Annotated in this window: 27 protein-coding genes and 1 tRNA gene; 11 read left to right on the top strand and 17 right to left on the bottom strand. The window is 40.6% G+C overall.

Annotated elements, in window-relative coordinates:
* The coding region (locus BM283_RS19510; protein WP_217646524.1) for a hypothetical protein at nt 1-222 on the top strand (222 nt) is incomplete at its 5' end.
* A gap of 307 nt (nt 223-529) precedes the next feature.
* On the opposite strand, the gene ftsX is transcribed toward BM283_RS19510, so the two are convergent.
* From ftsX to ftsY, 3 genes are read right to left on the bottom strand one after another with little or no spacing between them, the layout of a single operon-like run.
* Nucleotides 530-1,438 carry a permease-like cell division protein FtsX gene (ftsX, locus tag BM283_RS13155; RefSeq protein ID WP_090693853.1) on the bottom strand — a complete coding sequence of 303 codons (909 nt, stop codon included), beginning with the start codon at nt 1,436-1,438 and terminating at the stop codon, nt 530-532.
* On the bottom strand, nt 1,435-2,088 hold the full coding sequence (ftsE, locus tag BM283_RS13160; RefSeq protein WP_090693855.1) for a cell division ATP-binding protein FtsE: 654 nt from the start codon (nt 2,086-2,088) through the stop codon (nt 1,435-1,437). Before ftsE ends, ftsX begins: the two co-directional genes overlap by 4 nt.
* 41 nt (nt 2,089-2,129) lie before the next feature.
* Nucleotides 2,130-3,128, bottom strand: coding sequence for a signal recognition particle-docking protein FtsY (gene ftsY / locus BM283_RS13165; RefSeq protein ID WP_090693858.1), 999 nt, complete (start codon nt 3,126-3,128; stop codon nt 2,130-2,132).
* 393 nt (nt 3,129-3,521) lie between these two features.
* Here ftsY and alr point away from each other — a divergent pair, with 393 nt between their 5' ends.
* Entirely contained in the window at nt 3,522-4,613 is a 1,092-nt protein-coding gene (gene alr / locus BM283_RS13170; RefSeq protein WP_090693859.1) for an alanine racemase, read from the top strand.
* A gap of 35 nt (nt 4,614-4,648) precedes the next feature.
* Here alr and BM283_RS13175 read toward each other — a convergent pair whose 3' ends face one another.
* The gene (locus tag BM283_RS13175) at nt 4,649-5,446 is read right to left on the bottom strand and encodes a peptidyl-prolyl cis-trans isomerase (RefSeq protein ID WP_090693862.1); all 798 of its coding nucleotides are present in this window, start codon (nt 5,444-5,446) and stop codon (nt 4,649-4,651) included.
* A 165-nt stretch (nt 5,447-5,611) separates the two neighbouring features.
* Entirely contained in the window at nt 5,612-5,914 is a 303-nt protein-coding gene (locus tag BM283_RS13180) for a YciI family protein (RefSeq protein ID WP_090693863.1), read from the bottom strand.
* 364 nt (nt 5,915-6,278) lie between these two features.
* On the opposite strand from BM283_RS13180, the gene BM283_RS13185 reads away from it, so the two are divergent.
* Nucleotides 6,279-7,226 (top strand): DnaJ C-terminal domain-containing protein, encoded by a 948-nt coding sequence (locus tag BM283_RS13185; RefSeq protein ID WP_090693866.1) that lies wholly within the window; start codon nt 6,279-6,281, stop codon nt 7,224-7,226.
* Entirely contained in the window at nt 7,227-7,550 is a 324-nt protein-coding gene (locus BM283_RS13190; protein ID WP_090693868.1) for a chaperone modulator CbpM, read from the top strand.
* An 86-nt stretch (nt 7,551-7,636) separates the two neighbouring features.
* On the opposite strand, the gene BM283_RS13195 is transcribed toward BM283_RS13190, so the two are convergent.
* From BM283_RS13195 to BM283_RS13210, 4 genes are all read right to left on the bottom strand, one after another.
* On the bottom strand, nt 7,637-8,581 hold the full coding sequence (locus tag BM283_RS13195) for an alpha-L-glutamate ligase-like protein (protein WP_090693870.1): 945 nt from the start codon (nt 8,579-8,581) through the stop codon (nt 7,637-7,639).
* 4 nt (nt 8,582-8,585) lie between these two features.
* Nucleotides 8,586-10,112, bottom strand: coding sequence for an inactive transglutaminase family protein (locus BM283_RS13200; protein WP_090693872.1), 1,527 nt, complete (start codon nt 10,110-10,112; stop codon nt 8,586-8,588).
* The gene (locus BM283_RS13205; RefSeq protein ID WP_254776365.1) at nt 10,109-10,669 is read right to left on the bottom strand and encodes an ATP-dependent zinc protease family protein; all 561 of its coding nucleotides are present in this window, start codon (nt 10,667-10,669) and stop codon (nt 10,109-10,111) included. Before BM283_RS13205 ends, BM283_RS13200 begins: the two co-directional genes overlap by 4 nt.
* 124 nt (nt 10,670-10,793) lie before the next feature.
* Nucleotides 10,794-10,867: transfer RNA gene (locus BM283_RS13210), tRNA-Gly, on the bottom strand.
* A gap of 69 nt (nt 10,868-10,936) precedes the next feature.
* Between BM283_RS13210 and thiS the strand changes: the two genes are divergently transcribed.
* The 3 genes from thiS (at nt 10,937) to trmB (ending at nt 12,732) form a co-directional block, all read left to right on the top strand.
* Complete coding sequence (thiS, locus tag BM283_RS13215; protein WP_090693878.1) at nt 10,937-11,140, top strand: sulfur carrier protein ThiS; 204 nt, start codon at nt 10,937-10,939, stop codon at nt 11,138-11,140.
* An 83-nt stretch (nt 11,141-11,223) separates the two neighbouring features.
* Nucleotides 11,224-12,015 carry a thiazole synthase gene (locus BM283_RS13220; protein ID WP_090693880.1) on the top strand — a complete coding sequence of 264 codons (792 nt, stop codon included), beginning with the start codon at nt 11,224-11,226 and terminating at the stop codon, nt 12,013-12,015.
* Between the two features lie 45 nt (nt 12,016-12,060).
* Nucleotides 12,061-12,732 (top strand): tRNA (guanosine(46)-N7)-methyltransferase TrmB, encoded by a 672-nt coding sequence (gene trmB, locus BM283_RS13225; RefSeq protein WP_090693882.1) that lies wholly within the window; start codon nt 12,061-12,063, stop codon nt 12,730-12,732.
* Between the two features lie 156 nt (nt 12,733-12,888).
* On the opposite strand, the gene BM283_RS13230 is transcribed toward trmB, so the two are convergent.
* Nucleotides 12,889-13,698, bottom strand: a complete 810-nt coding sequence (locus tag BM283_RS13230) for a hypothetical protein (protein ID WP_090693885.1) — start codon at nt 13,696-13,698, stop codon at nt 12,889-12,891.
* Between the two features lie 184 nt (nt 13,699-13,882).
* Between BM283_RS13230 and BM283_RS13235 the strand changes: the two genes are divergently transcribed.
* Nucleotides 13,883-14,413 carry a hypothetical protein gene (locus BM283_RS13235; RefSeq protein ID WP_090693887.1) on the top strand — a complete coding sequence of 177 codons (531 nt, stop codon included), beginning with the start codon at nt 13,883-13,885 and terminating at the stop codon, nt 14,411-14,413.
* Between the two features lie 296 nt (nt 14,414-14,709).
* On the top strand, nt 14,710-15,177 hold the full coding sequence (locus BM283_RS13240; protein WP_090693894.1) for a LexA family protein: 468 nt from the start codon (nt 14,710-14,712) through the stop codon (nt 15,175-15,177).
* Nucleotides 15,178-15,354: 177 nt separating this feature from the next.
* On the opposite strand, the gene BM283_RS13245 is transcribed toward BM283_RS13240, so the two are convergent.
* Nucleotides 15,355-16,182 carry a Crp/Fnr family transcriptional regulator gene (locus BM283_RS13245; RefSeq protein WP_090693898.1) on the bottom strand — a complete coding sequence of 276 codons (828 nt, stop codon included), beginning with the start codon at nt 16,180-16,182 and terminating at the stop codon, nt 15,355-15,357.
* 599 nt (nt 16,183-16,781) lie between these two features.
* Here BM283_RS13245 and BM283_RS20090 point away from each other — a divergent pair.
* Both BM283_RS20090 and BM283_RS13250 read left to right on the top strand, forming a co-directional pair.
* A complete protein-coding gene (locus tag BM283_RS20090; RefSeq protein WP_254776366.1) occupies nt 16,782-17,141 on the top strand; it encodes a Y-family DNA polymerase in 360 nt (119 codons plus the stop codon).
* Between the two features lie 27 nt (nt 17,142-17,168).
* Nucleotides 17,169-18,098, top strand: coding sequence for a DinB/UmuC family translesion DNA polymerase (locus BM283_RS13250; protein WP_254776367.1), 930 nt, complete (start codon nt 17,169-17,171; stop codon nt 18,096-18,098).
* Nucleotides 18,099-18,274: 176 nt separating this feature from the next.
* On the opposite strand, the gene BM283_RS13255 is transcribed toward BM283_RS13250, so the two are convergent.
* The 6 genes from BM283_RS13255 to BM283_RS13285 all read right to left on the bottom strand — a co-directional run bounded on the left by BM283_RS13255 (nt 18,275) and on the right by BM283_RS13285 (nt 22,335).
* Entirely contained in the window at nt 18,275-18,538 is a 264-nt protein-coding gene (locus tag BM283_RS13255; protein WP_090693901.1) for a C97 family peptidase, read from the bottom strand.
* A gap of 72 nt (nt 18,539-18,610) precedes the next feature.
* On the bottom strand, nt 18,611-18,868 hold the full coding sequence (locus BM283_RS13260; RefSeq protein ID WP_090693903.1) for a hypothetical protein: 258 nt from the start codon (nt 18,866-18,868) through the stop codon (nt 18,611-18,613).
* A gap of 6 nt (nt 18,869-18,874) precedes the next feature.
* Nucleotides 18,875-20,089: an RtcB family protein gene (locus BM283_RS13265; protein WP_090693905.1), complete on the bottom strand. Its 1,215-nt coding sequence runs from the start codon at nt 20,087-20,089 to the stop codon at nt 18,875-18,877.
* A gap of 515 nt (nt 20,090-20,604) precedes the next feature.
* Nucleotides 20,605-21,000 carry a hypothetical protein gene (locus tag BM283_RS13275; protein ID WP_090693909.1) on the bottom strand — a complete coding sequence of 132 codons (396 nt, stop codon included), beginning with the start codon at nt 20,998-21,000 and terminating at the stop codon, nt 20,605-20,607.
* Between the two features lie 210 nt (nt 21,001-21,210).
* On the bottom strand, nt 21,211-21,786 hold the full coding sequence (locus BM283_RS13280) for a deoxynucleotide monophosphate kinase family protein (protein ID WP_090693912.1): 576 nt from the start codon (nt 21,784-21,786) through the stop codon (nt 21,211-21,213).
* A gap of 15 nt (nt 21,787-21,801) precedes the next feature.
* A complete protein-coding gene (locus tag BM283_RS13285) occupies nt 21,802-22,335 on the bottom strand; it encodes a hypothetical protein (protein WP_046850387.1) in 534 nt (177 codons plus the stop codon).
* Nucleotides 22,336-23,070: the final 735 nt, after the last annotated feature.

The raw sequence follows: 23,070 nt of genomic DNA on the forward strand, positions 1-23,070 counted from the left end.
CTATTGAGTTGCTTGAACAGCCAGGCAGTGGAGACACTGTGTCAGCATTCTCCATGGCGCAAGCATCAGCCCCAAACTGCCGGGCAGATTCGTACAGGACTGGTCAATATTTTAAGGCATGTTGCTATTCGGTCATGGTGGAATGGAAAATATAAAAAATTCATGCCACCAGATTGGAATAAAAACTGGAATTCAAGATGTGAACAAAGCAACAGCATGTAATACAACAAAAAGATCAAGCGCATTACATTCTTCAAGCTGGAAAAAATCCCAGCTGTGGGAGATGGTTTACTCTAAACTCTAGTATTCTTTAAATACTTCGTTTAGAGAATATTCTATGGTTTGAAGATAAAAATCTAGAAAATGTATTTGTGCATAGAGAGGTTGGGTATAGAAAAGTTTATTCCATTTCTAAATCAAAACTAACTTTGTCGGCTTCACCTTGGCGTATGATTAATACTGTCTGTGGCTCGAGTTTGCTTCAATTTTGATTGGGAAATGAAAGTTTCCTACTAGAAGCCAGTATTTTTTATTCTGGCTCTATTTGAGAGAGATGCTGTGCAACTGATAATCTTGCTCCCAGCCAGCCTAACAATGCTGAAAAGATAAGCAAACTAAGACTATCGTCTAAAGAAAGATAATTCAGATGAAAATCTGTCGCATAGAGTTGGGTCAGTTCCATTAGACTTTCATTGATGGCTTGAATACACAAGGCAATAAGGAGCCAGCCAGCGGCTGCACCTGCCATTCCTTGTATTGCGCCGAAATAAAGAAAAGGACGACGGATGAAACTATCGGTCGCTCCGATTAATTTAATAACTTCAATTTCATCTCGCTTGGTTAATATCTGTAAGCGAATTGTATTAAAAACGACTATGATTAATGCAAAACCTAACACAACGGCTAACATCACTACGGCAAGCTGCCCCAATCTAAGTAAAGCATCCACCCGCCTGGCCCAATCGGTATCGACCTGAACATGCTCTATCTCAGACCATTTTTTAATTACAGCACGTATATTCTCTAATTCATCAGGTAGAATTTGCTGGAGATTGATAATGAAAGCATCAGGTAATGGATTTTTTGGTAGATTATTTACCACCTCATTTAAACTACTTTCTTGTTGTAATTGTTGCAAGGCAATCTCTCTGGAAATAAATTGAAAACTCGCAATATGAGGAAATTCTTCCAATTTTGAATTAACGTTTTCAATCTCTGCTTGTGATGCATTCAATTTAAGAAATATACTTAATTGTGGCGTGCTGGCAGTGTCACTGGAAATAGCTTGCAAGTTTCCGAGCATAGTGTAAATACCAAGGGGCAAACTGAAAGCAATTCCAATGACAATAATGCTCAGGAGGCTGGATAAGGGTGTATTAGCAAGCTGCCTGAGTGCTCGGCTTAGTGCTTGCCAATGTTGTGATAACCATAGTTTCATACCACCAGCTTTCCTTGATTGAGTGTAAGTTTACGATAACGGTTATCATTTAAGAGGGCGGTATCGTGTGTGGCGATCACCACCGTAACCCCTACCTGATGAAAAGATCGGAATACTTCCATAATGCTTTGCGCATAATCTACATCAAGATTTGCTGTTGGCTCATCGGCTATCAAAATGGATGGGCGGTGAACCACAGCTCGAGCAATACATAATCGTTGCTTCTCGCCACCAGATAAGGTAATCGGGTAAGCATTTTCCTTTCTCAGTAACCCAACTTTATCAAGTGCAGCACGAACTCTCCCAGCTGCCGCTTTATTCTGAAAGCCACGTATTTGTAATGGCAGCATTACATTGGCAAACACATTACGGTCATACAAAATCTTCTGATCCTGAAAGATTAAACCCAGACTACGCCGTAAAAAAGGAACTGTATTTTTCTTAAGTGCGTTGACATTCTGATCGCTTACCATGATATTGCCATAGGTGGGACGCTCAATTGCCGCAATAAGCTTTAGCATCGTGCTTTTACCAGCACCGGAGTGACCGGCTACCAAAACTAATTCACCCGAATGAATTCTAAAAGCAACATTTTTTAAAGCTTCAAACCCGTCTGGATAACGTTTGGAAACATTGACAAAATTAATCATAAATACCCAGTAGCCACAAGCAGATCTAATCGTTTAAAAGCTTAATCAAATATTGCCTCAACAAATTCTTGCGCATCAAAAGGCCTCAGATCTTCTAACCCCTCCCCTATTCCGATAAAGCGTAAAGCAGGAGGATTTTGTGGATATTGGGCGGCTATCGCAGCTATGACACCGCCTTTGGCAGTCCCATCCAGTTTGGTAAGGACTAAGCCGGTTACGCCAAGGGCTTCATCAAAGGCTTTGAGCTGATTAAGTGCATTCTGACCTGTATTGGCATCCAATACTAACAAGACCTCATGGGGGGCGTCCGGTAACGCCTTGTTGATAACTCGTTTGATCTTTTTAATCTCTTCCATCAGATGCATTTGGGTCGTCAAACGGCCAGCAGTATCAGCCAGTACTATATCAATATCACGTGCTTTAGCTGCATTGATAGCATCGAATATGACAGCGGCAGGATCACTTTTTTTCTGAGAATCACTTTCCTGGGCGATAACTGTCACATTATTGCGTTCACCCCATGCCAATAATTGTTCTCGTGCTGCCGCACGAAATGTATCACCAGCAGCCAGCAATACTGATTTACCCTGCGATCGAAAATAATGAGCTAGTTTGCCAATGGTAGTTGTTTTACCGACCCCATTTACGCCCGTTATCATAATGATAAATGGCTTCTTGGTCGTCATGTCAAGCGGTTGAGCCAATGGAGCAAGCAAATTGATCAAAGTTTCTTGAAGTGCTTCTTTAAGCTGCTCCGCGTTGTTCAGCGCATCTCGTTTTACTTTTTTACGTAATGCATCCAGCAGCAGATTAGTAGCATTCACGCCAGCATCTGCTGTAAGCAAAATCGTCTCAAGTTCATCGTAGAGTGCCTCATCTATTTTGCGACTACTTAACAAGCTAGATAATTGCTTGCCAAAGTTCTGCCGGGTTCGAGCAAGCCCTTGTCTGATTTTACTTGTCCAACTCTCCGTCTTAGAATTGTCCTCAGCGGAGCTTTTGTCAGTAGAATTTTTTTTAGATTTAAAAAGACTAAACATTCTGGTAGGCTGTAATTATTCTGAATTTACGATAAATGTCGATTGTATTCTTATTACCCGGATTTGGGTGTGTTAAAAAAATAGCGCGTTAAACTCTTATATCATTTTACTTCCATAATCAAATAGTTGCAGTATTAAAATACTCATTTTACTTGTAAAGATGAATTCCTTACTATATTATTTTTATGTTACATCAAAATGTTTCTCTGATAGCCCTTATTGCCCGTTAAAATGATAAAAATTAGCTATCCACAAAATAATCCAATTAGTTGGAATCTATTATAATCTATTGATTTAATTAAATATATTTTTTATCCCGGCAATCTCTGCTAGAGAAATGGAATAAAATTCAAATAATTGAAATAAGCCTTATTTTCCAGACGAATAATATCCATGTCTCGCCCGATTCATGCACGGATTGACCTGGCAGCACTTCAGCATAATCTTTGCATTGCACGCAAACATGCGCAAAACGCACGTCTCATAGTAGTCATCAAGGCAAATGCTTATGGACATGGCCTACTCAATATTGCAAGCGCCCTTAAAACCGCAGATGCTTTTGCTGTTCTTGAAATCGATGCTGCGGTACGCTTAAGAGAAGCTGGTATTTATCAGCCTATTTTGCTTCTGGAAGGCTTTTTCTCTGAGGCAGATTTAGCCATCATAAGACAGTATCAGTTAACGACAGTCATACACCATCATGAGCAATTAGTCATGCTGTCCTCATCAAAACCAGAAACTAAGATCAATGTATTTCTTAAAATCAATACAGGAATGAATCGTCTTGGTTTTACACCCGAGGAAGGATTGGTAGCACTTAAAATACTCAAGAATAATCCGCGTATCAATCAAATTACGTTAATGACGCATTTTGCCTGCGCAGATGATCCCTTTAAAGAAGACGAAGTGAATCAGCAACTCAAACGTTTTGACTGGTTTGCTGGAAAATATCCTCTACCATGCTCATTGGCAAACTCTGCAGCAATTTTACAATATCCAGAAACACATGCTGATTGGGTACGCCCGGGCATTATGCTCTACGGTGCCTCTCCGCTAATTGATAAAACCGCTTCAGAGCTAGGATTACGCCCTGTCATGACGGTATCAAGTAAAATAATCGCCATACAGCATCTGGCTGCAAAAGAAAAGGTTGGGTATGGTGGTCAATTTCAGACTGAACAACCCATGCACATTGGTATCGTTGCGTGCGGTTATGCCGACGGATATCCACGACATGCACCCACAGGAGCGCCGGTCCTGGTTAATGGGCAACGCACACGTATTATTGGACGCATCTCCATGGATATGCTAACCGTTGATCTTACCAGCATTAAGAATGCCAGTATCGGGAGCCCAGTAATTTTATGGGGAAATGAGTTGCCCATAGAGGAAGTGGCGAAATTTGCAGGCACAATCAGTTATGAATTGTTTTGTGCTTTATCCTCAAGGGTGAAGACAATAACAGTAACGAACGAGAATCAGTAAAGCCTTTAACTTTACTGACTCCCAGGAAAATAAGATTATTCGACTTTAGCTTTACTACGTAGATCTTGCACAGTCGAAGCAAAGTTTCGCTGTAATACACGCTGTTGCATATTTGTTTTTACTTCTTCAAATGGAGGTGGAACTGCAGGACGTACATCTTCCAAGCGAATGACATGCCATCCGAAATTAGTTTGCACCGGTTTTTCTGTGATATTTCCTTTTTTCATGTTTTGCAAAGCATCCGCAAAAGGCTTGACATAGGCTGCAGCTGCACTCCATCCTAATTCACCACCATTGTTTTTACTGCCGGTATCAATCGATTTTTCTTTTGCTATTTTCTCAAATGAAGCCCCTTTTTTCTTAAGAGAAGCAATGATATCTTTGGCTTCTGCTTCACTTTCAACCAAGATATGACGAGCTTTATATTCTTTATCGCCCATCTGTGCTTTTACCGTTTCATATTCACGTCGTAAGATATCGTCACTTACTGCATTATTTTTAATGTAATCAGCTTGATAGGCTCTAACTAATATCGCTTGACGAGCAAGCTCGGTTTGAGTGATCACATCCGGATCCCGATCAAGTCCTTTTTTCTGAGCCTCTTGTGCAATAATTTCTTCTGCGATGAGATTTTCGCGCAGCGTATTCCTCATTTCTGAAGATTCAGGTTGCCCTTGAGCCACAGCCGCTTTGACCATAAAATCAAGCCGCGCCTGTGGAATAGCGACTCCATTTACTTTGGCTACGGAGGCAGTCGATTGAGCATGAAGCGAAGTGACTACAAAACTTGACATACATACCGATATTAACAATAGAAATTTTATTAACTGCATGCAACTTCCTCTAGGTAATATAAAATTAATAGAATTTTTTATATAAGATTACGCCCTAACAGTTTTATTGACTGTAAGCGCGATTCTTTACATATTATAGGCACAGGTAACATAAAATATCTGGCAAACCTTATTAATAATTTTTAATCTATTAATCTATAAGGTTTACTCTGGCAAAACCTTCCTGAATGGTTTAACAGTTACTTTTGAATAGACTCCTGTGGTTACATAAGGATCTGCTTCTGCCCAAGATTGAGCCGCTTCAAGTGAAACAAATTCAGCTACGATTAAGCTTCCGGAAAAGCCGGCTGGACCAGGATCAGGATTATCAATTGCTGGATAGGGTCCTGCAAGTATAAGTCGTCCTTCCTCTTGCAATGCTTTGATGCGTTCCAGATGCGCTGGCCTGGCCATCATGCGTTTTTCAAGGCTGCCTGCAGCATCTTCCCCATTTATCACATAAAACATTATATTAATTTCCTATCTGAGTCTTATTAATTTATCTTTGATTATACCTATCAATGATTGGAATAATTAGATGATACTTATTGGTAAGTTAGAGATTATTTCATGTTAATCCTAAATATAGATTATAAAAAGCTCTTTAGATTCAATTTTTATACTTCATATTGATTTGTCTTCAACAAATCAATTGAAAAAAATCATTAAACCTATATCCAAAAATTAAATAACCAGGAGATTAATGGAAATTCAGGTTAAATATTTATCTGATTTAACCTGAATTTAGCTTGAACAAAAATAATATTGGATTTAAATTTGATTTAAACTGGAATGATTACTAATCATAAAAATATATTGAATATAGTATAAAGTGGAATTCAAAGATTATTACAATATTATGGGCATCAAACGCGATGCCACACAAGATGATATCAAGCGAGTCTATCGTAAACTGGCACGAAAATATCACCCAGACGTCAGTAAAGAACCTGATGCCGAGGTCCGCTTCAAAGAGATTGGCGAGGCATATGAGGTGCTTAAAGATCCTGAAAAACGGGCTGCATATGATCAATTAGGCAGCGGTTGGAGAAGTGGTCAGGAATTTCAACCCCCGCCTGGATGGAATCAAGGTTTTGAGTTTCATGGCGGAGGTTTTACTCAAGCAGATACTTCAGAATTCAGCAGCTTTTTTGAAGCATTATTCGGAAGCCGCTTCAATGCCAACAGGAAAAATCGTCATGATGGCTTTAATGTACGTGGCGAAGATACCCATGCCAAAATATTAATTGAGCTTGAGGATTCTTATCATGGAGCAACTCGTACTATCACACTTCAGCACACAGAAATAGGTCCTGACGGGCGGCCGCAAATTAAAAAGCGTACATTAAATGTGAGAATTCCCAAAGGCGTTCGACAGGGGCAACTGATTCGTCTTGTAGGCCAAGGTAGCCCAGGCGTGGATCAAAATAGTGCTGGTGATCTTTATTTAGAGGTAGCATTTCAGCCGCACTCCTTATATAAAGTTGAGGAGAAGGATGTCTCCCTCGAACTTCCTGTTACGCCATGGGAAGTGGCGTTGGGGGCCACCATCAAAGTGCCTACTCCAACAGGTATTGTGGATTTGAAAATACCTGCTGGCATTCAATCAGGGCGCAAACTGCGCCTGAAAGAACGTGGCATTCCGGCTCATCCACCCGGAGATTTATACATTATATTACAAGTTGTTTTGCCGCCAGCTGATAGCGAGCAAGCTCGCATACTATACCGGGAAATGGAACAAAAACTGGCATTCAATCCACGCACCAAATTGGGGGTATAAATGACAATACATCATAATGTAATCGATGGCATTATCGTTGAAGATAATATGGAGCTTTCTCTCGGTGAATTAAGCCGTATCTGTGCAGTCAATGCAGAGTGGATTGTTTCTTTAGTGGAAGAAGGGATTCTTGAGCCAATAAATATTACATCTAAGCGGTGGTATTTCAGTGGTACTTGTTTGCGGCGCGTTCAAATTATTCAGAGACTGCAAAGAGATCTGGATGTTAATCTGGCAGGTGCCGCGTTGGTACTCCAGCTTCGTGAAGAAATCGAAATATTGCGTACTCGTTTAAGTACGGTCATATCGAATGATACAGAATAGTTTAGCGTAAACCTACTATTTCCTCAGTAAAAGGCAAGCTGATAAAGCGAGTATAGATGGATACAACGATTAGAACGCGGGTCTTCCTATAGTCGAACACAAAGATCCTGTGCAAGAGATGCGCGTTCTTGCGCTGAAGCAGGGATTTCAGCAAGTTGATCAATATATTTAAGACGCTTCTGCATCCCTTTTCCATTTGCAATTTGGATAGACAAACCAGGCCTTGCATTCAATTCCAATACCAAAGGACCAAGCTCACGATCCAATACCACATCTACTCCCAGATAACCTAATCCAACCAATTCATAACACTGAGAGGCCAATATTAATAGCTTATCCCAGTGAGGAATCTTGAAATTTCCAATATTGGCGCCAGTATCAGGATGTTGTTCAACAGGGTGGTTTTGCCAGACAGCGTGCGTAGTAAGCCCGGTTGCTAAATCTATGCCTGCTCCAACTGCCCCTTGATGCAAATTAGCCTTACCATCTGACATACGTGTAGGTAAACGTACCATTGATGCAACAGGGATGCCTCTGAATACTACCGTGCGAATATCGGGTACGCCACGATAACTAATTGATTCAAATATCGGATCAAACTTTACCCTGTATTCTATGAGCGCATGATCTGGTTGGCCGCCAAGGCTATACATACCACTTAAAATATTGGCAATATGGTATTCCAGATCTTCTTTTGTCAATAAGCTGCCATTGTTATGTTGGTAGCGGTTATTGATTTGTCCAATGATCACATAAATGCCGTTTCCCCCCGAACCATGCGCCGGTTTAACCACGAAATCTTTATGACTATTGACAATACCGGTGAGATGACCTATGTCATGTTCGATTTCAATCACACCATACAACTCGGGTACTGCAATGCCTGCAGCAATGGCCAGCCGTTTGGTGCGAAGCTTATCATCAACTAATGGGTAGAGAGATCGTTCATTGTAACGTAAGATATAATTCGCATTTCTTCGGTTTATCCCAACTACCCCCGCTCGCTTTAGATTGAGTAAGACTTTGAACATCTGTTTACCGTTTGGCTAAAGCACGGAAACGCCACAGCTCTGTCAATCGATAGCCGGAGTATCGACCAAACAATAGTATGGCTGCCAACACAACAAGCAATAATTCAGGAAATACAAATAGTAAATGTTGTAAAGCATCGATATTCATTACTAAATAACCAATTGTTGCCACCAGCAGGCTTCCTGCGCCTTGTTTAAATGCTTCCGCGGGGCCAGCTTCATCCCATGTAAGAGACATCCGTTCTATAGTCATAGTCATGATTACCATTGGAAATAAAGCGACTGATAGCCCCATTTCAAGTCCAAGCTTGTGCATGATAACACTGATACTTGCCATAAGAAGCACTACCATCGTTAACACAGAAGCCAAGCGTGGAATGAGTAATAACTTCAATCGATCCACATAAGCACGTAATAATAGTCCTAATCCGACAATCAAACAAAACAGTAATAACCCCCAGGCCAACTCTGTCTCGCGAAGAGCGAGTGCAATCAATACCGGCATAAATGTCCCAAAAGTTTTAATCCCAATGAGATTACGCATTAAAACTACGACAAATGCCCCTAAAGGTACCATTAATAATATCTTATAGACATTCTGGCTTTGAACCGGCAATGAATATAAGGAAAACTCCATCAGGTGTGATCCTTTGAGCACCGCACGTGATTCTGCAATATCCACTAATTCCCGTAGCGTTTTGGCTACGGAAAATTGGAGACTTACTTCACTTCCTCCATCGACAGAAAAGGTTTTCTGATCACCAATTTGCCACAAGATAAAATTAGATGGCAGACCTTCCTTACCATCCTTTATATTGAGTGTGCGCCATTGCTTGCCATCATAGACTTGTATCCAGGATTCCAGCTCGGAATAAAGCTTACCATCTTCTAGACGAAGACCTTGAATAATTCGAGTAGGAATACGGGCTCCTGCTAAAATCCAATTAATACCTTTAGCAAGATTACGAGAATGATGGATATGCTCCAGTAGCAATTTTAACTCTGGTGCTGGGGATGCAGCATTTAATTGCTTAATGACTTGCTGTGCAAAAGAAACGGTATCTGCAGATTGCTGTCGCGCCTTATCGAGCAGCCCCTGGATAATGGGTCGGAAATTTTCAGGATAATTTGGTATTGGTGGATAAATTGGCGCTTTAACTGAATCAATTGTCTTTTCAGTATCCTTGTATAGGATTGCGCGATAGAATAATAATTGTTTCCCTTCCGCACGCCGCTTTGCCCACAAAGCTGTTCGTGCATTCTCATCTTGTTCAATTGCCAATCCATAATTGGCTGCGACAAAATCTTCGTCGAGAATAGTATAGCCAGAAGGATTAAAAAGGAGCGGTAAACTTACTTTTACGCTGGTTTCGGGCTTTGCGCGAAAACTGATACGGGCTTCCACATTCCAAACTTCTGCTTTCTCAGAAGTAGTGAGAGGCAATCCCAGGGTGGTTACTTTATAAATAGCTAAACCTAGCCCTGCTGCACATAATATGATAACTAGGAGTAATAAGTGAAGCTGTCTCATTCAGGAATAGCTAACTCATCTGATTGATCATTTTTTTTCTTCTTTTTCTTTATGTGACCGCAATCAGCCTTACTAAGGTGAGTACGCGATGAATCAACTAGCGCGACACCCGCAAGCGCTTTACGTCCAAGCAAAATGGGATAATTTAAGGCTCGACGATCAATAAGATTAAATTCAACTTTACGTATTTCGTTTGCTAGACAAACGTCCATCGCAATAATAAGGCGTTCTTGTGAAATACCGCTATGTTGTTTTATCTTATGTGAACGAAGTAAGGGGCGTTCAATTTCGACAGTGCGAGTGGGTTTACCTTTTTCAGTTCCAAAATCGAGTATGAACCGCACCCAATCTTTATTTCCTTTTTTGAATTGATGAATATCCCGTGCACTCATGGATGAGGTATTTGCTCCAGTATCGATACGAGCAAGCATTTTTAGCCCCCATGGCTCCAATCGAATAGATTCTACCCATCCAAGGATATGTCGTGGCTCAGGTTGATCGGTTTTACTGTCACTTAATACTGAATCGCTTGTTATTAGCAAAAAGATTGCTAACATACAATAAAAATGTTCCCGTAGGATTCTAATCATCAAGACGATCCAAGATTATTTTGATCAAAATATTGATATTATATTATTAATAGTGCATGACACGCATGCTTTTATTGCCGAGCAATGGTAATGGAGCGGGTGAAGGGAATCGAACCCTCGTCGTAAGCTTGGGAAGCTTCTACTCTACCATTGAGCTACACCCGCATGATAAAATTGTATTACTAAACGGATTTTTAAGTTTACCTTACATTAAACCTATTTTATATATTTCAAATGTTACAAGTCACCATAAATGGTCAACCTCACCATTTTGACAATCCACTAAGTCTTCAACAACTGCTGGAGCACATGTCAATCCAAAATAAACGTATTGCTGTCGAACGTAACGGTGAAATCGTGCCTCGAAGTCAGTTCACATTACAAACGCTTTCTGACGGAGATCAATTGGAGATTGTGGTGGCTGTAGGTGGTGGCTAATTCCTTTTATTTTTGATTAAATCAAATATTAAACGTTTTTTAATCTTATATGCAATACGCATTTTTCTATAAACACTGATTCCATGGATGATTTCATCGTCGCTGGCAAGCATTACTCTTCTCGGCTTTTGGTTGGTACCGGAAAATATAAAGACTTCAACGAAACACGCGCTGCCATAGAGGCTAGCGGCGCGCAAATCATTACCATCGCTATTCGTCGAACTAATATCGGCCAGAACCCCAATGAACCCAGTCTGCTTGATGTATTGCCGCCTTCTCACTATACATTGCTGCCCAATACTGCTGGCTGCTATTCTGCAGAGGAAGCCATCCGTACTTTGCGACTTGCAAGAGAATTGCTGGATGGTCATTCTCTGGTTAAACTAGAAGTGCTCGGTGATCCAAGAACACTTTTTCCCAATGTGGTAGAAACCATTAAGGCAGCAGAAATTCTTGTTAAAGAAAATTTTCAAGTAATGGTATATACCTCAGATGATCCCATTATCGCTAAGCAATTAGAAGAAATCGGCTGTGTTGCAATTATGCCTTTGGCTTCATTAATAGGCTCAGGGATGGGTATCCTGAATCCTTGGAATTTGCAGATCATTATTGATAATAGCCAAATTCCTGTACTGGTAGATGCTGGCGTAGGAACAGCATCTGACGCAGCGATCGCGATGGAATTAGGATGTGACGGTGTGCTAATGAACACGGCTATCGCTGCTGCACAAAACCCGATTATGATGGCCTCTGCTATGCGCAAAGCCGTAGAAGCAGGTCGTGAAGCTTATTTGGCTGGACGCATGACAAAAAAAACTTATAGCGCAAGCCCCAGTTCACCAAGTGAAGGCATCTTACCGGTACAGCCGAAATGATCTTTCAGTCCGCTAGATAAAATTAATTTAAACAGTGCCATTTTTTTGTCATCAGTGAATCCCATTCGTAGTTATGTGCTTCGCCAAGGCCGTATCTCAAATGCCCAGCGTAATGCCTATGAAACGCTGTTGCCAGAATTCGGTATTCCTTTTTCAGCGCAACAACTGAATTTTGAGAAGATTTTTGGACGCAGTACTCCTAGAATCCTGGAAATAGGCTCCGGCATGGGAGAAGCGACAGCTACTATTGCTCAACAGTATCCCCAAAACGATTATCTGGCAATAGAAGTTCATACTCCAGGGGTGGGTAGTCTACTTAGTCAAATAAAAATGCTTGAATTAACGAATTTACACGTTATTCAACATGATGCAGTCGAAGTTCTGCAGCACATGCTGCCACTTGAATCCCTCGACGGCGTTCATATTTTTTTTCCTGATCCCTGGCCCAAAGCGCGCCATCATAAGCGTCGGTTAATCCAGTCAGCTTTTGTTTCGCTTCTATGTAAATATATGAAATCGGGTAGCTATCTTCATGTTGCTACGGATTGGAAAGACTATGCTGAACAGATCTTATTTGTTCTCAGCAACGAAAGCCTGCTTACCAATACAGCAATCGATTATGCGGTACGCCCACTCTATCGTCCACTCACAAAATTTGAGCAACGCGGTTTACGCTTAGGACATAACGTCTGGGATTTAATATTCACTAGAAAATAGCGTCAAAACGAACTCCTTTTTTCACCCTCTCATCAGCTTTCGTTAAGGTATGTTACGGCATGAAACTTAGAGGAGAGTTTACATGGATGTCGCCATTTATATTGCCGCAGCTTCTGTGACTATCCGCAGATAACCATCTTCACGCAACGGCACTAGCTACTTGTCATCGTAATAGCCATCAGGAATACCAGTTGTGCCGCCGCCAGTTTGACGTATTGCGCGATCAACTTCTGCCCATGAGGTTTGGTAGTTATTACGGTAATATAGCCTTACAACGCCTGTATTAGCGGTGCGTCGAATGGTAATGGTTCTTTTTGCGGTATCGGTACCAAGCTGAATTAATCTTGATATCCACTGTGAGCCTACTGCAGCATCTGCCCCGCCATCTTCATTGCGGATAAGCGTAGATACAGTAACTTTTCCAGTAGCATCCCATGATCTATCCAGACTGGCAGACAGCTTGATTCTGTTGTCAGATAGAATTGATGTTGGCCTGATGATTTCCGTGCCATCTTTATCAGAAAGAAGATAATCTTGTCCGGTAATTATCTTTGAAGTGTCAGCTATATCAAGAGAATCATCGCCACTTACTCCATTGATAACAGCGATATCATCAATAGCCTGCAAGCTGTACCCTGAAGCGAACAACTCAAAGACCATTCTCTTGTCGCTATTTCTGTATAAGAAATCAGCTCCAAGGATATTCTGCAACGTGGAAGGCGATGCCGTGCCATCCAGTGATCCTGGAATGCCGCCGATTTGAGATGCAATCGCGCCAACCATTCCCGCCAAAGAGAGGTTGCCAAATCTAGCTGCAGCTATTTCTTCTTCAACAGAAACCGCTCTATCGTCTAGATTCTCGAAATTATGATCTATTTCTGCATAGCGCTCGTTCCAAAGACCTGGTGTTGCTTGCACATCCTGATCTGTTGGAATGCGTGTAATTGTTGGGACTGGCAGGCTCATGTTAGCTATCAACTCCTTTAGCTTGATAGCTGTAGAGACTAACTGTCAGAACTGCCTAAATTTTGTGCAATTCCCGTTGTTATGATGAAGAAGTGATGGTAGTTCTAAAACCTGTGGTAGCTTTGTTGCATTAAATGATGAATCAGTTGAAGATATATGCCAATCTAATAATAAAGACACTATCATGAAGTCAACTTGGAAAAGAAAGCTACTGCAGTTATTGGAAATCTTAGCTTTTTCTATATTAGGTATTTCGGTAGTTCTTATCTGCTTAAATACGAAAGAACCATTAGCATCTGCAATCGGATTTGCAACCGTATATATTGCATATCAACAATGGAGAACAAATCAGCAAAAATTAAATTTTGACCGTTATGACCGTCGCCTCAAGGTCTATGATGAGGTACGGAAAATTCTGAGCTTGATAATCCAAAAAGGCACGGCAAATTATGAAGATCTGCGAAAATTTTATTCTGCGACATCAGAAGCTTATTTCTTATTCGGAAATGAAATACAAGATTACATTGATGAAATATTCAGGCGCGGTATCAATCTAGAACGTTGGTCAACAGAGTATAAAGACTCTTTCACTTACAAAAAACCTGGTCATGATTATGATATGGTCTCAAATAGAATGCATGAAGATTTAGTGTGGTTTTCGGAACAGCTTGAACCAGCAAAGGAGAAATTCAAAAAGTACCTTCATATACGATAAGATTACTAATATATTAAATCATGCTGATTTAATATATTTAAAATAAGGACGAGACTATGACCATCATTGACCAGACAACTTTTACTATTAGTTGCTCGTGCGGGGAATCTGAATCTAAAACCATTCATCAGCATGGCTCCAGGTACGGTGGCACGTGGGAGCCTGTGGGATCAATGGTCAAGTTTACGGTGTACTGGAATAGCGACGATGAACTAACAGCACCTGAAATCACATCAGCTCAGTGCAAATCTTGCGGTGCTGACGATTGCCATATTGCAATCAAATAGAGGAATATCATGACAATTATTCCATTTGAACCAACTTGCGAATCGACCCTGCCTATTTTGCAGAGAGCAAAGCTCAACCCTCCGTTTTGCGCAGTGCCTTTATTGCAGTTCAGAATTCCTGCTGGCTTCCCATCTCCTGCAGAAGACTACAAACAAAAAAGCCTGGATATCAATGATTACCTGGTGCGAAATAAAGCCTCGACGTATTTCTTTCGCGTGGTGGGTGATTCAATGACTGGTGCCCATATCCACGATGGCGATATGCTGGTGGTGGATCGCTCAATCAAACCAAAACACGGTCATATCGTATTGGCGGTGATTAACAATGAATATACTGTAAAACGACTTTATTCCCACAATGGCGTGATTGAGTTGCATGCTGCTAATCCAGCTTATCCACCTATCCGTTTCCGCGAAAATGAAGAATTGCAGGTCTGGGGGGTCGTAGTGGAAACATTTGCACGCTTTATCGTGTAATCATGTCTACTAACATTATCTCTGTCAGTTATAAAAATTAATATAGACACTCACATAATTAAAGCTATTTAAGATGTCTTGAAAATTGTAAAAAGTACAGCCTGTACCGTATTAAACAGTGAATGAATGCGGCACAGATAAGTACGGATGTGGATAATCATCCAGATTGTTCCATTACTAAATTGTCAGAGAATTTGTCAACTTCTCCTTTCTCTTATTCTCACGGTATGTAGAGAGGCCAAAATTTGATTTTTTTCTTAATAATATTGATCGCATTGTGCCCAAGTCGGAAAGTAGCTGATCATATTCCTTCTTGAGGACTTTATAGCACTCACAAACCTCGGTTTCCAGGCGCGGTCTATCCAGCACCTTGATGTGACCTCGCGAGTAATGGATTATGTTCTTGCGTTGCAATTTACCGGCCGCCTCAGTAATGCCTTCGCGGCGGGCACCAAGCATATTGGCGATCATTTCTTGCGTCATTGTCAACTCATTTGATGGCACGCGGTCAAGGTATAATAGCAACAGACGGCAGAGATGCTGTTCCACCGAATGATGCTGATTGCACACTGCCGTCTGTGCGATCTGCGTGAGCAATGCCTGAGTGTAACGCAGCATCTGATGCTGCATCGGCATAACATGATTGAATTTCTGTTTCAACAAATTTTCATTTAATCGGTAGGCATAACCCGCACTCTGCACCACGGGAATATTTGACATGGTATCCCAACCCATAAAGAGGGACATTCCGATTACTCCCTCATTGCCGATTATCGCGATTTTAGTGGATTTACCATCCTCCGTGAAATTGAGTAGAGACACGACCGAAGTAGTAGGGAAGTATACATGATTTAGTTTATGGTCTGGCCCGCCCAGTGTTTCTCCGACCAGCATCGGCACTAGTTCCAAATGAGGATACAATTGTTCCAATTCATCTGTGGGTAGGGCGGCGAGGAGACAGTTCTGGTGTGGACTATGGGGAATCTGGGAAAGAGCAGTAGACATTTTTAATCTCCCTTTAAATTAAAACTGAGTTTAAGCCATATCTGATTGGCTTAAGCTAAGTGCATATAAAAAGATGATTATTAGCTGGCTAAAGCTAAATTAGATTTTAACTACTAAATTATATATAGCAATAAACTTATCGCTTGAATGCTAATAATAGCGGGTAATTTTATGTGATATTTGGCAGATCACAATAAATTATAATATGTTATGTAAACAGTATATCAAAAAATGTTGACTAAAAATATACCTGTAAACACGTATATTTAGCTCCTGTTGATCGACAATCAAAAACCTTTTTAGAACTTCCGTCATTTCAGCAAAAAATATTAAGGCGCATGGATAAACTAGCTTATAGTGGCAATTTAAATATTTTTATGAAATAAAAGATATTCATATCTTAATAATTTAAAAAATATCACATAGAATTAAGAATCCTTGTGCCGGTGGTTCAATCTTTGGCATTTGCGGCGCATGATATCTGTCGATTAGTTTGGAGCACGGATAAGGTAGACAGAGCGTCCCCACAGCTCGTCGTATGTTACTTATCAAATAAGTATTTTATACTGTCCCTATCATTAACCACCTAAGCAATGGTTATGACGATTAATGACATTATTTCCGTCAGTAAACAAATATTCGCTTTAGCAGACGTAAATAATTTCTATGTCAGCTGTGAGAGAGCTTTCAATCCTAATCTGCTCTATAGACCGGTCGTAGTACTCTCCAATAACGATGGATGTGCGGTAGCCCGTTCCAATGAAGTCAAGGCGCTTGGCGTTAAAATGGGTACGCCATGGTTCCAGCTTAAAGATTTGGCAAAACAGCATGGCATTGTTGCGTTGTCATCCAACTATATGTTGTATAGCGACATGTCTAATCGGGTGATGACGATCCTGCGCGATTTCAGCCCTCATGTTGAAGTCTATTCGATCGATGAGTGTTTTTTTGGTCTGTAGGGCTTGGTAAACCTCTGGCCGATACCCATGGGGATTGGTCACAAAATACGTAGCCGTATACGGCAGTGGACCAGTTTGCCGGTGTGCGTAGGCTTTGGCGCCACTAAAACGCTAGCAAAACTTGCTAACCATATTGCCAAGAAACAACCAGCTTTTAATGGTGTATGCGACCTTTTAACCATGCCTTATGAACAATTCGAGTCTTTATTATCTAATATAGAAGTAGGTGAAGTATGGGGTGTTGGAAGAAAATTGAACCAACATCTGAATGAGGCAGGAATTAAAACTGTAAAAGCATTACGTGATACTCCAACTACTTGGTTGCGTGATAAGTTCGGTGTGGTTATGGAGAGCTTAGGGTATGAACTACGTGGTATCTCATGCCTAGCATTGGAAGAAATATCAGCGCCCAAAAAGCAGATCATTTCCTCAAGATCGTTTGGACAATTGATTGATAGCCTGCCTGAGATTAGTGAATCCGTTGCCAGCTATACGAATAGTGCGGCAGAGAAGCTGCGCAACCAGAACTCGGTCTGTAATGCTATCCAGGTATTTATCCAGACCAATCCCTTCCGTAAGCAGGATAAGCAATATAGTAATTGCATTACAGTACCGCTTCCTAATGCTAGTAGCGATACAAGGCTACTGGTTAGAGCGGCACTGTTTGGATTCAAACGTATCTACCGAAAAGGCTATTCTTATAAAAAAGCAGGAGTGATTCTGTCTGGCATAGACTCGGAAGAAATATATCAAGACTCATTATTTGGGCCATATGGCGCAGATGATAGATCAACTAAGTTAATGAGTGTGCTTGACCAGATAAATCAACGATACGGATGTAACACTCTTTCAGTGTATTCAACCAGCACGAAAAAATTATGGACGATGCGTAGGGAGAATATGTCGCCTAGTTTGGCAGGATGTTCCAATTGCGTATGCGCATTGACCCGGCGATAATTTGGCTTGTTATTCTGTTTCCGTTCCAACTTCCTCAATATCCCCAATCCACTTTAAAAAATCGTAGGCATTCGACTCCTTATTATCATCTTTAGAAAAAGATTGCACGCATTCAACTTCATAGAAACAAGTCAGGTAATTGCGGAAAAAGATTTTCTTTCCCATTTCAACCAATCTCAACACAAAATCCAATGCTTTGATAGCTCTTTAAGAATGGCGGTTTGAAACTCATCTTTTGTTATTTTCGTGTACCCTATATCAATAGCAATATGTACTTCACGTGGATCACCTTCTCGGGTAACGCAATCACATTCAAGCGCAATATTTCCTTCTGGATCATCAGTCCAATGCATAGCAAAATCAAATCCCATGCCTCTAAAAAACCACATACATCTTTTCTCGTCGTACCATGTTTCGATATTGTAGAAGGCTTCTGACATCGGTTATTTTTCCTGTTAAGATGGGGTGCCGGATAATCCCCTAAATAACACTATATCTTATGTCCGCAACCGTTATACCAATAAACATCCCTCCCGGTCCTGGCCCCATTCGATGATCATTTCGGCGTGCCGGTGGGGCTGGCAGATCATGTAAACATCAATCTCATTACCTTTCAGTAGGGCATCAACTCTTTGCTCTGGAAATACATCGTACGCTTTCCAGATATTTGACTCCGTTCCAGCTTTAGTACAAATCTTGAAACCTTCTTTGGAAGTTTTCATCTCGATAATCTGCTCTTCACTTCCGGTGAATTTTTTCCAGGCTGGCATTAGTTATCATCCCTTAACATTTAATACCTGCTTCAAGGTATGCTTGATCTTTACCAAATCCCATTGATTTTCCATGACTTGATCAATATCTTTGTAGGCAGCTGGAATTTCATCAATTCTTGCTTCATCTTTAGGGCATTCAATACCTTTAGTCTGCTCCTCCAGATCAGCAACAGTGTAGATTCTTTTTGCCTCATTCCTTCCCAACCTTCTACCTGCACCATGAGAGCACGAATGAAATGATTCTTCATTCCCCAAACCTTCTACGATGTAAGACTTTGCACCCATACTGCCTGGAATAATGCCTAAATCACCTTTTCTCGCTCTAATTGCGCCCTTACGTGTAACAAACACATTAGCCCCGAAGTGATTTTCTCTTGCAACATAATTGTGATGGCAGTTTATAGCTTTATCGGTAGTGGTGAATGATGGTAAAAATTTACTCATACACTGCAACACAATATCCATCATGATCCGCCTGTTAAGTTCAGCAAACCTCTGTGCCCATGACACAGCATTGACATAATCATTGTATATCTCGGTATGCTCTACCAGATAGGCCAAATCTTTGTTGGGCAGATTATCTTGGATGAAATATCGCTGTATTTCTTCCTTGGCTTTCTCAATGAAATAGGAGCCTATTCTGTTACCTACTCCCCTTGATCCTGAGTGAAGTATTGCCCAGACGTAATCTGATTCATCTATGCATATCTCAATAAAATGATTTCCGGTACCAAGGGTACCCAAGTGGTTTATAGTGTTATATCCTTTGGCTTTAGGATATTTAGCAATGATTTCTTCATACCCATCAGCAAGAAATGTATTCCAATAATGCGAAACACACTCAATTGGGTTGCTCCACGCTCCTCTGTCACCACTTCCTCCATTATTAGTTCTTCCATGAGGTATTCTTTTCTCAATTTCTGAACGTAATTCATAAAGGTTATCAGGCAGCATTGACGCTTTTAACGAGGTTTTAACTGCCATCATTCCACAGCCAATATCCACACCTACAGCAGCCGGAATGATTGCACCTTTGGTGGGAATAACTGATCCAATAGTTGATCCAGTGCCAGCATGAACGTCAGGCATTACAGCAATATGCTTATGGATGAATGGAAGTTTTGATAGATCAGATAGTTGGTCTAGTGCTGATTGATCAACTTCTTCAGTCCAGATTTTTACAGGGACTCCATTCCTCAATACTTTCTTTACAGTCATTGTTCTTTTTCACCAATTTAAATTTAGGATGTTGACCAACCTTAAGCAAAAATAATTCCCATCCGTAGGGAGAAATCTATCAAGGTATTCAGCCATTTTAAACCGCTGCTTCTGCCTTAATTCCAGGCTGATTCTCACACTCTAACAGCTGCCAGTATTGAATCCAACCGCGTAGGTTTCACTCCAAAAATGACCATTCCTATCCATATGCGTTATTCCTTTTTCACAACTAAGCTCGTAATTATTCTTTACGAAATTCACAGGTGTTGCTGGGTGTTCTGTCGGGCTCATGTGAACATCCGATATCAAATCATCGTGTAACTGGATATCCTTCGATATAATCGGATCACTACCATCATGATTGTTATAAGAGACTCTTGCTATTCTTGTCGTAGAACATTTTATAGCACTTTCATTACCCATCCCGTTCCATTCATCAAAAGTTATAACACAACCCAATTGTTGCCGCATTCAATCTTACTCATTTGTTCTTTCCAAAACTCAACGTGACTCACTTATTCCACCGTATCCTTATTGCTATCAAATAAAACTACTCTACTTTTTGCATCAAGATTTCTTTGCTTTATACCCAAATAAATAGCGCAATGCATTACCTCATCTGGGCTTGTGTATGCTGGAAAATCTTCTTTTTTACAATATGTCCATATGGTTCCGTACGAACTCTGAAATGAAGTTGTCCAATAATTGGCATAACCTCTTGGATAAATATACATAGCGAAGTTCATTTTTTCTCTGAAATCCACATGAAGCGCATGATCTAACATCTCAAGGACTTGGGAAGCGTTAAAGCCCAAATAAGGAATGACTAATGTTCCATTCTCAAAAACAACCCAATCTTCTAATAATCCTAACTTGTTAATAAATTCTTTCCAAAACTCAACGTGATCCATTAATTTCCTTATTTTTGTTTTTTATCGAATGTGTGATAACTAATGAAGTTTTTACACCCGCTTAACGTCAGAGCAGGCTTGATATAAACCTGCCTCGGGTTAGCGTTGGGATCCCTTCTTCTGCATCGCTGGCAGAGTGGAGCCTTTATTCCTCCGCATTTGTCTATGTAGTGTATGAGTCGATGGTTTGGATCACCTTTTAACATTTAGCTACTTCAGGGCATCATCAATAGCGATCGCCAAATCCTCTAAGCTGCCATCGTTGTGAATAATCAAGTCAATGTATTTCGGGTCCAGACCTTTCTCGGATTCGTGCGGAGATTCCACTTTGAAGGGGTTGTTCTGCCTTTTTACTTGCCAGATAGTGCCGCCATTCTTTTTGATCATTTGAGCTTCATCCTCAAACCGAACATCAGAAACAACGATATCAAGAAGAGATTGTGTTTTTAGTTTTAAGTAAGTCTTTATTTTTAACTCAGTAGGTTTAACAGATGTATCAGGGTCAATTGATCGAGCCCAGTCACTAAATGAGAACATAACTTCTCTTGGTGTGGATTCACCTAGTAATTTGCTAGGCTTATCTTTTAGCTTTCTTTCATAGAAAAGATTGAAATATATTTCATAATCAGGATGACCGTTTACAATATCAAGTGACAGCAATATTCTTCTGACAAACTCAGTTTTAAACATAATCTCTTTATAACCATATTTGTCAGAGAGAAGCCACCCCACCTGACTCTTGCCTGATCCAATTGCCCCAGCTAGGCCGATTAATTTAAAAGTCATGCTTCCTTTTCTATCCTATTCAGAGTACATTGTAGTTTCGTCACCTGTTGCGCGCCAATCAAGTTCATTGTCGCTCAGTCTTCTACGCATCATCACCTCTGTCTCGGGAACAACATACAACACTCTACATATTCGCGAATAAACTGAGAACCACCAGTTACGTATTCTCATATCAGGATGCTGGTAACCAAGCACCTCTGCAGCATGCATGAAGTGAGTTAAGTAATGGTGTGGTAACTCGTCCTTGGCTTTAAGAAAGGCATCTATTTTTGGTTTCATGGCTGTTTCCCAATCAAGAGCAAAACGACCATCATAATCTTGCATATTGCATGATGGCCCGGTAAATGATCCGCCTCCGAGTTGACAGGGGCTGTTAAAAACCTTTCCATCAAAAGCAGATACAAGCACACATCTGCGAAACCATCTAATCATAGCCCGACATGCTTGACACTTGGATATACCATCTGGACCACGTATAGCACTTAACAATACTGATTGTTGCATCAGAGGTAACTCAGACACCCAATCTTGCACTGTACTTTTACTCATTATTCACTCCTTTATAATTTTGTTTGCACAATTTGTTGCAAACAAAACTTATAAATGTTGTTTTATTGTCAACCTAATCGCTAAAGATCTCTGTTTTTGTTAACTGAATTAATAGTCAAACACCAGAAGAAATGGAATTTTAAAAATTTTATTCATAAATTATTTAAACCAGACTCTAAGCTTTAAAATCCGTTACTTTTAATAAATATCGTCTTTATCCATTTAAATATTTACCTTAATATGCAAAATTCCAGCTATACACAACTGAAGTGGTACCCAAAAACTGTACAGGTTGTTAAGCTCTGGCAGAATTAAAAAGGAGCTTAATGACGATGAGTAAAAAGCGCATACACTATTCGAGTGAATTCAAAGCAAAACTAGTGCTGGCAGCGATACGCGGTGATGAAACTGTCCCCAATTAGCCGCGCGTTATCATGTCCATCCCACGCAGATCAATAGCTGGAAACGGCAACTCATTGAGCAAGCTGCCGAGCTATTTTCTAAAAATAATACTGCCGCCAATAAGGAGCAACCTACAACAGATGACCTGCAGCGGGTTATTGGTCAATTGACGGTAGAACGCGATTTTTTAGTGAGAAAGCTCAATCATTAAGTCTTGTAGAACGCAAAGAGATGATTTAGCCCCATGGGAGTCTTAGTCAGGTTCGTCAATGCCAGTTGTTGAATCTGGCACGTTCGACCTATTACTCTCAACCGCAACCAATCAGTAATACT

The organism is Nitrosomonas sp. Nm34, from assembly GCF_900113925.1.
Classification (GTDB): Bacteria; Pseudomonadota; Gammaproteobacteria; order Burkholderiales; family Nitrosomonadaceae; genus Nitrosomonas.